General features: G+C 66.3%; 11 protein-coding genes. 10 read left to right on the top strand and 1 reads right to left on the bottom strand.

The annotated features are described in order from the left end of the window. Positions 1-6 precede the first annotated feature (6 nt). Entirely contained in the window at positions 7-1023 is a 1017-nt protein-coding gene (locus JN302_RS28695) for a zinc-dependent alcohol dehydrogenase family protein (protein WP_202329972.1), read from the top strand. Between the two features lie 343 nt (positions 1024-1366). Here JN302_RS28695 and JN302_RS28690 read toward each other — a convergent pair whose 3' ends face one another. Then, complete coding sequence (locus tag JN302_RS28690) at positions 1367-2263, bottom strand: LysR family transcriptional regulator (RefSeq protein WP_202329971.1); 897 nt, start codon at positions 2261-2263, stop codon at positions 1367-1369. A gap of 159 nt (positions 2264-2422) precedes the next feature. Here JN302_RS28690 and JN302_RS28685 point away from each other — a divergent pair, with 159 nt between their 5' ends. From JN302_RS28685 to JN302_RS28645, 9 genes are all read left to right on the top strand, one after another. After that, positions 2423-2869 carry a (2Fe-2S)-binding protein gene (locus tag JN302_RS28685; protein ID WP_202329970.1) on the top strand — a complete coding sequence of 149 codons (447 nt, stop codon included), beginning with the start codon at positions 2423-2425 and terminating at the stop codon, positions 2867-2869. A 10-nt stretch (positions 2870-2879) separates the two neighbouring features. Further along, complete coding sequence (locus tag JN302_RS28680; protein ID WP_202329969.1) at positions 2880-5117, top strand: xanthine dehydrogenase family protein molybdopterin-binding subunit; 2238 nt, start codon at positions 2880-2882, stop codon at positions 5115-5117. Then, entirely contained in the window at positions 5114-5482 is a 369-nt protein-coding gene (locus JN302_RS28675; protein ID WP_202307599.1) for a c-type cytochrome, read from the top strand. Before JN302_RS28680 ends, JN302_RS28675 begins: the two co-directional genes overlap by 4 nt. Positions 5483-6171: 689 nt before the next feature. Continuing rightward, positions 6172-7350, top strand: a complete 1179-nt coding sequence (ccmI, locus tag JN302_RS28670) for a c-type cytochrome biogenesis protein CcmI (protein ID WP_202334478.1) — start codon at positions 6172-6174, stop codon at positions 7348-7350. Between the two features lie 3 nt (positions 7351-7353). Further along, positions 7354-7791, top strand: coding sequence for a cytochrome c maturation protein CcmE (gene ccmE, locus JN302_RS28665; RefSeq protein WP_202307598.1), 438 nt, complete (start codon positions 7354-7356; stop codon positions 7789-7791). Positions 7792-7795: 4 nt separating this feature from the next. Next, positions 7796-9784, top strand: coding sequence for a heme lyase CcmF/NrfE family subunit (locus tag JN302_RS28660; RefSeq protein ID WP_202329968.1), 1989 nt, complete (start codon positions 7796-7798; stop codon positions 9782-9784). Then, on the top strand, positions 9781-10251 hold the full coding sequence (locus tag JN302_RS28655) for a cytochrome c-type biogenesis protein (protein ID WP_202307595.1): 471 nt from the start codon (positions 9781-9783) through the stop codon (positions 10249-10251). The genes JN302_RS28660 and JN302_RS28655 overlap by 4 nt, the downstream gene beginning before the upstream one ends. A 171-nt stretch (positions 10252-10422) precedes the next feature. Further along, positions 10423-11952, top strand: coding sequence for a Do family serine endopeptidase (locus JN302_RS28650; RefSeq protein WP_202307594.1), 1530 nt, complete (start codon positions 10423-10425; stop codon positions 11950-11952). A 234-nt stretch (positions 11953-12186) separates the two neighbouring features. Beyond that, positions 12187-12858 carry a response regulator transcription factor gene (locus JN302_RS28645; RefSeq protein ID WP_202334477.1) on the top strand — a complete coding sequence of 224 codons (672 nt, stop codon included), beginning with the start codon at positions 12187-12189 and terminating at the stop codon, positions 12856-12858. The last annotated feature ends 35 nt before the right edge of the window (positions 12859-12893 follow it).

The following is a 12893-nucleotide window of genomic DNA, read 5'->3' as shown; positions in this document are numbered from 1 at the left end:
ACAACCATGCTCGGAACGGTTCTTTATGGTCCCGGCGACATCCGCTGCGAGGAGGTCGAGGAGCCGAAAATCCTCGCTCCCACGGATGCCCTCGTCAAGCTTTCGGCCAGTTGCATCTGCGGCTCCGACTTATGGCCCTATCGCGGGCTCCAGCCGGTGATCGAACCTATGCATATGGGGCACGAATATTGCGGTGTGGTCGTCGAAGTCGGCAGCGCGGTCCGAACCGTGAAACCCGGTCAATTCGTCGTCGGCTCGTTCTGCATCTCCGACAATACCTGCCCGCATTGCCTTTTCGGCTTCCAGTCATCGTGCGAGCAGCGCGAGTTCATGAGCCGTGCACAGGCGCCCTATGCGCGGGTGCCGCTCGCCGACGGCACGCTGGTCGCGACCCCCGACTTACCCGCGGACGATCTGATCCCCAGCCTGTTGGCGGCATCCGACGTCCTTGGCACCGGCTGGTACGCGGCTGACGCCGCGCGCGTGCAGCCCGGCTCGACGGCGGTTGTCGTGGGAGACGGCGCCGTCGGGCTGATGGGCGTGCTGGCAGCCAGGCACATGGGCGCGGAGCGCATTGTGGCCATGAGCCGCCACAAGGCACGTCAGGATCTCGCCCTTGAATTCGGCGCGACCGACATCGTTTCGGAACGCGGTACCGCCGGCGTTGCCCGGATCAGGGAACTGACCGGGGGCGTCGGCGCGGAGTCGGTACTGGAATGTGTCGGGACACAGGAATCGATGGAGCAGGCGATCAACTGCGCGCGCCCCGGCGGTTCGATCGGGTTTGTCGGCGTGCCGCACGGTGTTCAGCTCGACGGCCAGGGCCTGTTCTTCGCCCAGAAGAGCCTGCTTGGCGGTCCGGCCCCCGTGCGTCGTTTCCTTCCGCACCTGATGGCCCTTGTGCTGGAGCGGAAGATCAATCCCGGAAAGGTCTTCGACCTGACGCTGCCGCTTGCGGACGTCGCGGAAGGCTATCGCGCCATGGACGGTCGGCGCGCCATCAAGACGCTGCCTCGCGTCTAGGGCATTGCAATGTCATCGAAAGCGGCGAGAGCGATCCGAAAGTGAACTCAAATGAGAAAGATCCTCACGGCAGCAGCCATCGGCGCAGCCGGCGCCATGTCGGCACAAGTACAGGTTTCGGATATTCACTGGTCCATCCCGGTCTGGAGGCGGTGAGGAACCTTCCCGCAAGCAACTGGGGTCTCGCGATAGTCTCTACGCCGCCTTCCTCGAGGTGGCGCTCGGCCTTGCAGTCCCGCACTCGGCGCGATCGCAGCCTGGGTCGGATTGGATACCGTGTTTCTCGTCAGCGCGGAGATCGCGCTGTGCGCCTCCGTCGTCGCGGTGGTGCTGTCCGGGCGTTTCAAGCGTCGCCGTGTCGAAGGGCGTCGACAATGACCTTGAAGGCCGGCAGGTTCTGTCGTCGGCTTGGGTAGTAAACGTAGTAGCCCGCGAACTTCGGGCACCAATCGTCAAGCACCTGGACCAACTCGCCCGATGCGACATGCCGTTCAACGAGGCTCTCGGGCAGGAAAGCGATGCCGTATCCCCTCAGAGCCGCATCCACCATTGCGTATGAGGTGTTGAAGGTGAACTGCCCGTCCACCCGGACACGAAGCTCCTGACCTTCCTTCTCGAATTCCCAGGCATAGAGCCCGCCACCGCGTGTCTGGCGCATGTTCATGCAGTTGTGCCCGATCAGCTCCTGCGGATGCCGGGGCGAAGGATGCGCGGCGAAGTAATCGGGCGACGCGACGGCGACCATGCGCCAGTCAGGTCCGATGCGGATCGCGATCATGTCCTTCTCGACGCTTTCGCCAAGTCGCACCCCGGCGTCGAATCCGTCTTCGACGATGTTGCGCAGCCCGTTATCGATGCTGAGTTCCAGCTTGATATCGGGATAGTCCGCGAGCACCGGGCCGAGCTTCGGCCACACGACGCTTTCAAACGCGTGATCCGAAAGGGTCAGCCTGATGGTCCCGGCGGGCTTGTCGCGGAATTCCATGAGCGCGGCGATCTCCGTCTCGATCTCCGCGACGCGCGGTGCAAGCGACTGCCGGAGGCGCTCGCCGGCCGTAGTCGTTGACACACTGCGGGTCGTGCGCGTGAGCAGCCGGATGCCCAACCGCGTTTCCAGCTGCTTGATCGTGTGGCTGAGGGTGGACTGCGTGATGCCGAGCTTCGCTGCGGCACGCGTGAAGCTCTTCTCCTCGGCCACAGCCAGGAACCATAAGAGATCGTTGAAATTTTCCCTGGCCATCTCGCTGTCCGCACCGATCAGGCAAGATTTATGTCTCTCATCGATCAACGCAAGCGAATTCAGCGCACTAATCGCGGTGGTCAGGGGCAACTACTCTTCGGGTTCGACGAGCCAACAGCCAGTCGTGTTGGATCTCCTGCGAATCACGAGGAAAAGGCCATGGAACTGACAGTCAACGGAGCAACACATCAGGTCGATGTCGAACCGGATACGCCGCTGCTCTGGGTGCTGCGCGACGAACTGGGCATGACGGGTACAAAGTATGGCTGCGGCGTCGCCCAGTGCGGCGCATGCACGGTGCTGATCGACGGACAGGCCACGCGATCCTGCGTGACGACGGTGGACAGCGTGGCCGGCGTGGCGATCACGACCATCGAGGCCATCGAGCAGGATCCCGAGGGCAGAAAGGTGGTCGAAGCGTGGATCACCAATCAGGTGCCGCAATGCGGCTATTGCCAGTCCGGCCAGGTCATGGCCGCCACGGCGCTCCTGAAGCAGACGCCGCAGCCCACCCAGGACGACATCGCCGACGCGATGGTGAACCTCTGCCGATGCGGCACCTACAACGCGATCTCGGCTGCCGTCCGGCAGGCCGCCCAGGCGTGAGGAGGGATAGATGAACAACATGACCCTCATCGGGAACCGCTGGTCCACGCCCCGCGAGGACGGACCGCTCAACATTTCGCGTCGCGGCTTCCTCGGCGCCGCCGCAGCGCTGGTGCTTTCGGTCACCGTGCCGGTCGGACGCGCGAGGGCGCAGGCCGCTGCGCCTGTCGCGCCCGGCACGCGGGTCTCAGCCTTCCTGGAGATCCGTCCCGACAGCACGGTGCTCTTCCGCAGCGCCTTCATCGAGGGTGGACAAGGCATCTTCACCGCCATGGCGCAGATCGTCGGTGAGGAGCTGGACGTCGACCCCGTGAACTTCACGGTCGAGGGTGCTCCTCCCGGCCCCGACTATCTCTTGACCGGTGGCGGCCGTTTCACCGGCGGCAGCATGTCGGTGCGCCTGAGCTACGAGACGATGCGCAGGCTTGGCGCATCGGCGCGCCAGATGCTGCTGCAGGCCGCGGCCTCTCGGCTTGGCGTGCCAACTTCGGAACTCTCGACCGAACCCGGCCGCGTGGTTCATGCAGCGTCCGGGCGGGCGATCCCCTACGGGGAAATCGCGGATGCGGCGGCCGACCTGCCGGTCCCAACCGACGTCATGCTGCGCCCCCGCACCGATTTCCGCTGGATCGGCAGGCCGGTGGCTCGCCTTGATGTTCACGACAAGTCGACCGGCAAGGCACTCTATTCGATCGATCAGAAGGTCGACGACATGCTTCACGCCGCCGTCCAGCACAGCCCGCGTCTCGGTGGCGAACCCGGCGCGCTGGCGAATGAAGCGGATGTTCGGCGTATGCCCGGCGTCCACTCCGTTCATAGGCTGCCGGGCGCGGTAGCGGTGCTGGCCGACAGCTGGTGGCGTGCGCGTCGCGCGGTCGAAACCCTGCTGGTCACCTGGACCGAGCCAGCCGCAGGAACTGCGCATGCGATGCCGGCGGATTTCTCCTCCGAAGCCCATACGACGAAGCTGAAAGCGACGCCGGGAGAAGGGGTCGTTTTCGAGACGGTCGGTGATGCGGCGGGCGCGATGCGCGGTGCTCAGCTTGCCGTCGAGGCGACTTATGGCGCTCCTTATCTGGTGCACGGCCAGCTTGAGCCGCCTTCGGCGCTCGCGCGCTGGAATGCGGACGGGACCCTCGAATTGTGGATACCGAACCAGGCGCCCGAGATGTTCCAGGCCGATGCGGCGAAGGTCGCAGGGGTCGACCCTGACAGGATCATCATCCATTCCCCGATGCTGGGCGGCTTCTTCGGCCGGCATTTCCTCTATCGGACGGCCAATCCGTACCCGCAGGCCATCCTCCTCGCGAAGGCGGCGGGCCGGCCCGTGAAGCTGATCTGGAGCCGCGAGGAGGAGTTCCTGCGCGATGCGCTGCGGCCGATGGGTGCCGTACGTTTCCGTGCGGGCCTCGATGCCGACGGCCTGCCGGTCGCGTTGGACGCCGTTGCGGTCGGAGAAGGCCCGACCGGCCGCTGGTTCGGCCGCCAGGCCGACAAGGTCGACAGTTCAGCGGTCGAGGGTATCGCTGGAAAGATCTATGCGATACCGAACAGGCGTGTCGCCCAGATCCATGTGGACGATCCGGCTATCATCGGCTTCTGGCGTTCGGTCGGCCATTCGATGAACGATTTCTTCTACGAAACATTCTTCGACGAGATGGCTGATGCGGGGAAGCAGGATCCCTATGAATTGCGGCATCGCCTCCTTGCAGACAGCCCGCGGCACAGAAACCTCCTTGTGGCCGTGGCCGATCTTTCCGGCGGATGGCGTCGTGGGCCGTTCACAGCCGAGGATGGCACGCGGCGGGCGCGCGGCGTCGCCATGGCCTCGCCTTTCGGCAGCGAGGTCGCCACGATCGCAGAGGTCTCGCTGCGGGACGGCGGGGTGATTGTCCACGACGTCTGGGTGGCGATCGATCCCGGAAGCATCGTCAATCCCGCCATCATCGAGGCGCAGGTGAACTCCGCCGTCGCCCTCGGCCTGTCCTCGGCGCTGCTTGAGGAAGTCGTCTATGTCGACGGCATGCCGCAGGCGCGCAATTTCGACGGTTATCCCATCCTGCCGCCCGACCGCATGCCGCGCGTGCATGTGCGCATCGTCGAGAGCGGCGCTCCGATGGGCGGTATCGGCGAGCCGGGTCTGCCTGGCGTGCCGCCCGCCGTGGTCAACGCCGCTTCCGTGCTGACGGGCCAGCGCATCCGCAGCTTGCCGCTCTCGAAGCTCGACCTGAAAGGCATGGAAGGATGAGAGGCGCGGTACTCGCCGCCTTGACGGTGATCACGGCGGCTTGGGCAACGGATCTGTCAGTTGCCCAGGAGACCGCTTCAGGCGAACGGCTGTTCCGGCAGCGTTGCGGGTCCTGCCACCAGATCGCGACCACCAGGAACGGCGCCGGGCCTCACCTGCAGGGCGTGGTCGGCCGCGCTGGCGGCAGCGTCGACGGGTTCAACTATTCGCCCTCCCTGCGCGACTCCGGCATCACCTGGACGCCCGAGACGCTGGAAACCTACCTCGCGAATCCTACGGCGATGGTGCCGGGCACACGGATGGTTCAGCGCTTCAACAACGCAGACGAGCGGCGCGCGATCATCGCGTTCCTGAACGGCCGGTAACGCGGCGCCAAGGCCTGCTTCGAGCCGCGGTGCTGGAACCGCCGGACGGCGCGGTCCGTTTGCGGGCTTTGTCGGTGAACCTCCGGATCGCAGCCGCGGATCCGGGCTTCACCGACCGGCGCCTCCGCCAGCGCGGCAGGGTTGCCGCGCAGGACCTTCCGCCGGGCGAAAAGCTGGAACGCTGGGTGTTGACCATCCTTTCGCTGGAGCGAGACCGCTACGACGCCGGCCCCGGGCTTTTCAACGCTTGTCTCGAGCTGGCCGCCGACCACATGGACATCGTCGCGGCACACACTTCCAACCTGAGCCGGGCGCTGGAGCGCATCCTGAGCGATCTGGTCCCTCCGAACGCACTCGAGGAAACGGTGGCCGTCGTGGAAGACGCGACAGTGCTGTTCCGGGTGCCCATGAACATCGCGCGGTTCCGGCCCGTGCGACCGACGCGCGGGCGAAAGCAGTCGTGGCCCTTTTGCGGCGGCGATCGGGTAACGGCACCCGGTTCCGCGTCGCGGTCGCTCGCGCCGGGAATGGGTTTCAAATGCGGGAATGAACTGACAGTTGTGAGCAAAGACGCTCTGTCGAAGATGGTATACGATCCTCGCGCCGATGCGGCACCGCCCGATGCCTCCGTCAATTGGCCGCATGGCGCGATTGTTGGCAGGGGTGCCGTCAAGGGTTATGTGATCGGCATGCTTTTCTGGATCGTGGCCGCTCTGCTTACCTTGGGTGCCAGCCTTGCCGTCCTGGCGCCGCTTGCGCGAGGGCGCCGCTCGGTTGCCACGGCCGCCGATCACGATCTCGAAGTCTACAAGGATCAGCTTCAGGAGTTGGAGCGCGACGTCGGTCGCGGACTGATCAACCCGACCGAGGCGGAGCAGGCCCGCGCCGAGATCGGCCGCCGCATCCTGAAGCTCGGCGAGCGCGGGAACGGCGGACGGAGCGCCTTGGCCTCGCCGACAGCGCGCATGGCCGGCATGGCGGCGGTTCTCGCGGTGCCGGTCGTGAGCTGGGCGCTCTACGGCTATCTCGGCTCGCCCGATCTGCCTTCGCAACCCCTCCAGGCGCGGCTCGAAGCCGATCCGGCGAAGAGCTCGATCGACGAACTGGTGGCGCGCGCCGAGAAGCACCTTGCGGCCAACCCCAATGACGGCAAGGGCTGGGACGTTCTCGCCCCGGTCTATCTGCGCATGGGGCGCTTCGCCGATGCCGTCGGTGCCTATCACGCGGCGATCCGCCTCGAAGGGTCGACCGCGGCCCGCGAGTCCGGGCTCGGTGAGGCGATGGCTTCGGCCGCCGACGGCGTCATTTCCGACGAGGCCGAGGCAGCGTTCAACAGGGCCCTGAGGCTGGAGCCTGACTATCCCAAGGCGCGTTTCTATCTGGCGACCGCCATGGCGCAGGACGGGAAGCTTCAGGAGGCAGTCGCGGCCTGGCGAGAGATGCTCGTCAAGCTGCCCGCGGATTCACCGTGGCGCGTTCCTGTCGAGCAGGCCGTCGCCGAGGCCGACAAGCGCCTTGCCGCCGGCAAGGCACCTTCCACCACATCGGAGGCCACCACCTCGGGGGCCACCACCTCGACCACGCCGGGACCGACGCAGGACGACGTGGAGGCGGCCGCCACCATGTCCGATGCCGACCGCAACGCCATGATCGAGGCCATGGTCGCGGGGCTCGACCAAAAGCTTCGCCAGAACCCCAGGGATCTGGAAGGATGGCAGCGGCTCGTCCGTTCATACCTGGTGCTCGGCCGCAAGACAGATGCGCTGGATGCGATGAGCCGCGGCGTGGCGGCCCTGGGCGAGGGGAGTGTGGAAGCCACGGCGCTGACGCAATTCGCAGCGACCCTCGGACTGAGCGGGACCGAGTAGGACATGACACGCAAGCAGAAGAGATTGTCTGTCATCGGCGGCGCGCTGGCCTTTCTCGGCCTCGCGACCTTCCTGACTTTCTGGGCGCTCGGCCAGAAGGCATCCTATTTCTACATGCCCGGCGATCTCGCGGCCAATCCGGTAAGCGAGGGCCAGCGCATCCGGCTCGGCGGGCTTGTCGCGAAGGGGTCGATCCAGCGCGGGCAGGGGACGGAGGTCGATTTCGCCATCACCGACCAGGTCGACACGGTCAAGGTGGTCTATAATGGCATCCTGCCCGACCTGTTTCGCGAAGAGCAGGGCGTCATCACCGAAGGCAGCTTCGGCCCCGGCGGCGTCTTCGTTGCGGACAGCGTGCTGGCCAAGCATGATGAGACCTACATGCCGAAGGAAGTCGCGGAAGGCCTGAAGGAAAAGGGCCTCTGGCAGGAGAGCCAATAGTTCCATGGTCGAGATCGGTCACTTCGCGCTCGTGCTCGCCTTCGCCATGGCGCTGGTCCAGGCGAGCGTGCCGCTCGTAGGCGCGCGCATGGGCGACGAGCGGCTGATGGCGGTCGGCGGGCCAGTCGCCGCCACCGGATTCGCCCTTACGGCGCTGTCCTTCCTGGTGCTCACGCTGGCCTACATGCAATCGGATTTCTCCGTGGCCAATGTCTGGCAGAATTCCCATTCGCTGAAGCCGATGCTCTACAAGGTCACCGGAACCTGGGGCAATCATGAAGGCTCGATGCTGCTCTGGGTGGTGATCCTGACCTTCTTCGGGGCGCTCGTCGCCGCCTTCGGCCGCAATCTTCCCGCCACGCTCAAGGCCAATGTGTTGGCGGTCCAGGGATTGATCGGCGTCGCCTTCCTGCTGTTCATCCTCGTCACGTCCAACCCCTTCGTCCGGCTCGATCCGGCGCCGATCGAAGGCCAGGACCTCAATCCGCTGCTGCAGGATATCGGCCTCGCCGTCCATCCGCCTCTGCTTTATCTCGGCTATGTCGGCTTCTCCGTCTGCTTCTCCTTCGCTGTCGCGGCCCTCATCGACGGCCGTATCGATGCGGCGTGGGCACGCTGGGTGCGGCCGTGGACGCTCGCCGCCTGGACGTTCCTCACCGGCGGCATCGCGATGGGGTCCTACTGGGCCTATTACGAGCTCGGCTGGGGCGGCTTCTGGTTCTGGGACCCGGTCGAGAACGCCTCCTTCATGCCCTGGCTGGCGGGAACGGCGTTGCTGCATTCGGCGATCGTGATGGAGAAGCGCTCGGCGCTGAAGATCTGGACTCTGCTGCTCGCCATCCTGACCTTCTCGCTGTCGCTGCTCGGCACCTTCCTGGTGCGCTCGGGCGTGCTCACCTCGGTTCATGCCTTCGCTACGGATCCCAGCCGAGGCGTCTTCATCCTGGCCATCCTGACCCTGTTCATCGGCGGCTCGCTTTCGCTCTTCGCGCTGCGTGCGCCCTCGCTCACCGCTGGCGGCGTCTTCCACCCGATCTCGCGGGAAGGGGCGCTGGTGCTCAACAACCTGTTCCTGACGACGGCGACTGCCACGGTTTTCATCGGCACGCTCTATCCGTTGTTCATCGAAGCCTTCGCCGGCGACAAGATCTCGGTGGGCGCGCCGTTCTTCAACCTGACCTTCGGCCCGCTGATGCTGCCGCTGCTCGCCCTGGTGCCGTTCGGCCCCCTGCTCGCCTGGAAGCGCGGCGACCTGCTGGCTGCCGCGCAGCGCCTGATGGCGGCCTTCGGCGGGGCGCTGGGCGCGGTGCTCGTCACGCTTCTTTTCGTCGACGGCGCCTCGGTCTTCGCGGCATTGGGCTGCGGCCTGGCCGCCTGGTTGGTGCTGGGTGCCCTGACCGACCTCGCGCTTCGCGCCGGCATTGGCTCGGCCGAGCCCTCGGTGATGCTGCGGCGCTTCGTCGGCCTGCCGAAGTCGGTCTTCGGCACGACGCTTGCGCATCTCGGCCTCGGCCTGACCGTGCTGGGCATCGTCAGCGTGGTGTCGCTGGAGACCGAGAGGATCGTCGCCGTGCGGCCCGGCGCGACCATCGACATCGCCGGCTACACGTTGCGATTCGATCGCATGGAGAAGGTGATCGGCCCAAACTACACCGAGGATCGCGCGCGCTTCCTGCTCGAGCGGCCGGGCAGGGCGCTTGGCCAGATCACTTCGGCCAAGCGGCTCTATCCCGTCCGCCAGATGCCCACCACCGAGGCCGGCATCCGCACGCTCGGCCTGAGCCAGCTCTATGTCTCGCTCGGCGACGCCACGCAGGATGGGGCGATCGTGGTCCGCGTCTGGTGGAAGCCGATGGTGACGCTGATCTGGGGCGGCGCGCTCGTCATGATGTTCGGCGGCTTCGTGTCGCTGCTCGACCGGCGGCTGCGTGTGGGCGCGCCGGCGCGCGCCAGGCGGCAGGGTGCGGCCAAACCGGTCGCAGCCGCGCCATGACCGCGCTGCGAGCCGTCGCCTGTTGGCTGCTGCTGGCCGCCCTGCTTGCGGGCCCCGCGGCCTATGCCGTCCAGCCCGACGAGATGCTGAAGGATCCCGCTCTCGAGCAAAGGGCGCGCCGGCTTTCGGCCGAACTGCGCTGCATGGTCTGCCAGAACCAGTCGATCGACGATTCGGATGCCGACCTCGCCCGCGACCTCCGCATCCTGGTGCGCGATCGCCTGAGCGCCGGCGACAGCGACCGGCAGGTGCTCGACTACATCGTTTCGCGCTATGGCGAGTTCGTGCTGCTCAAGCCGCGCTTCAGCCTGCGCAACGCGATCCTGTGGTCGGTGCCGGCCATCCTGCTGCTGGCCGGCGGCACGTTCCTGATCGTTTCGGCGCGAACTCGCCGTCGCCCCGCCGGCGAGCCGCTGACGGCCGAAGAGAACGAGGCGCTGGCGAGGATGCTGAAGGACGGCGAGTGAGGCCGGCCTCCTTCGACGCCGGAGTGAGATGCCGAAGGACAATCAGCAGGTTAGCCAACATTACGAAAGTTTCATCCCGCGGCAATGACGCCGTAATGTGACGCTATCTATTTCTGGCTGCAGCGGATGCCCCCAAGACGCATCCCTTCAGCCACAAGAGGACAGAGCGCAATGAACCTTCAATCCAATTCCAGCTCGGGCACCCGCAAGCGTCTGCTGGCCGCGGCCGCTTCGGTCGCCGTGGCCGGGGCAATCGGCCTCGGAGCCGTCACGTCGGGAACCGTTCCCGTCTTCGCCGATCCGGTCCGCGTCGACGCCCCGCAGGTGCCGAGCTTCTCCGATGTCGTCGAGCAGGTCAGCCCGGCGGTCGTCAGCGTCCGCGTCAAGGCCAAGTTCGAGGGCGCTTCGGACGACGGTTCCGGCTTTTTCTCCGGACCGCAGGGTTTCGACAGCCTGCCCGATGGGCATCCGCTCAAGCGCTTCTTCCGCGAGTTCCGCGGTGACGGCGATCGCGATGGCGAGCGCCGCTTCCGTCGCGACCGCCGCGACGGCTCTCCGCGTCCCGTCTCCCAGGGTTCCGGCTTCTTCATCTCCGAGGACGGCTATCTGGTGACCAACAACCATGTGGTCGAGGGCGGCACGGAGTTCACCGTCGTCACCAATGACGGCAAGGAACTCGACGCCAAGCTCATCGGCACCGATCCGCGCACGGATCTCGCCGTGCTCAAGGTCGATGACGGCAACAAGCATACCTATGTCGACTTCGCCGACGATGCGAAGGTCCGCGTCGGCGACTGGGTGGTCGCGGTCGGCAATCCGTTCGGCCTCGGCGGCACCGTGACTGCCGGCATCGTCTCGGCTCGCGGCCGCGATATCGGCGCCGGCCCCTATGACGATTTCATCCAGATCGACGCGGCGGTGAACCGCGGCAATTCGGGCGGTCCGGCCTTCAACCTCAATGGCGAGGTCGTGGGCGTCAACACGGCGATCTTCTCGCCCTCGGGCGGCAATGTCGGCATTGCCTTCGCCATCCCCGCCTCGACGGTACGCGAAGTCGTGGGCGACCTGATGCGTGACGGCACGGTCCAGCGCGGCTGGCTCGGCGTTCACATCCAGCCGGTCAACAAGGATATCGCCGAATCGCTCGGCCTGAAGTCGGAGAAGGGCGCGCTCGTCTCCCAGACCGAGGACGACGGTCCAGGCAAGAAGGCCGGCATCGCCGCCGGTGACGTGATCACCTCCGTCGACGGCAAGGAAGTGGCTTCGCCGCGCGAACTGGCCCGCATCATCGGCGCCATCCAGCCCGGCAAGAGCGTCGAGGTCACGCTGTGGCGGGACGGCAAGTCGGAGACCGTCAAGGTCGACCTCGGCACGCTGCCGGGCTCCGACAAGCAGGCGAAGGCCGAGCAGACGGCGCCTCAGGACGCCAACGCGCTCGAGGATCTCGGCCTGACCGTCACCCGCGCCGAGGACGGCAAGGGGGTGGTCGTGACCGACGTGGAGCCGGGCAGCGACGCCGCCGATCGCGGCATCCAGCCGGGCGACGTGATCGTCGCGGTCAATTCCAGGGACGTCTCGAACAGCGACGAGGTCACGGCGGCGGTCGCCGACGCGGCCAAGTCCGGACGCAAGGCGGTGCTCGTGCAGATCATGCGCGACGATACCAGCCGCTTCGTGGCCCTGCCGGTCGCCAAGGGCTGATCAAGCAACGGCGCTCGCGGTTTTCGCGGTCCCAGCCCTCAAGAGCTGCCGCCTGCCGCGAGAGCCCCGGAGCCGGTGCTATGTCAGTTTCGTGCCGGTTCCGGCGGCAGCAGGTGTCCGACACCTGCTGCCGCATTCGTGTCGGGCACAAAGGGTGCTTGACGCTGCACGTGACTGGAGCTGAACATGGAACCCCACGTCTCCACCGATCCGGATTTCGCGTATAACGGGTTCATGAAGATTCTTGTCATCGAAGACGACCGTGAGGCTGCGGATTACATGGTCAAGGCCTTCGATGAGGCCGGCCATACGGCCCATCAGGCCGCCGATGGCGAGACCGGATTCGCCATGGCCGATGCCGGCGACTACGACGTGATGATCGTCGATCGCATGCTGCCGCGTCGCGACGGTCTTTCGGTCATCGCCGATCTGCGCTCGCGCGGCAACAAGACGCCGGTGCTCATCCTGTCTGCCCTGGGCGAGGTCGACGACCGGGTGACCGGCCTGCGCGCCGGCGGCGACGACTATCTGACCAAGCCCTTTGCCTTCTCCGAACTGCTGGCGCGCGCCGAGGTGCTCAACCGCCGCGGCGGATCCAAGGAGGTCGAGACGGTCTACCGGACCGGGGACCTCGAGCTCGACCGGCTCTCGCATACGGTGAAGCGCGCCGGCCGGGAGATCATCCTCCAGCCGCGCGAATTCCGCCTGCTCGAATATCTGATGCGCAATGCCGGGCGGGTGGTCACCCGCACCATGCTCCTCGAGAATGTGTGGGACTATCACTTCGATCCGCAGACCAATGTCATCGACGTTCACGTCTCGCGGCTGAGGGGCAAGATCGAGAAGGGTTTCGACAGTGCGATCCTCCACACGATCCGCGGCGCCGGCTACATGCTGAAGGCCTAGAGCGTGACGCGGTCCGGCTTCGCCGTCGGGAGAGA

The organism is Mesorhizobium sp. L-8-3 (assembly GCF_016756615.1).
In the GTDB taxonomy this organism is placed as follows: domain Bacteria; phylum Pseudomonadota; class Alphaproteobacteria; order Rhizobiales; family Rhizobiaceae.
This window is presented reverse-complemented; position numbering and strand designations above follow the sequence as displayed.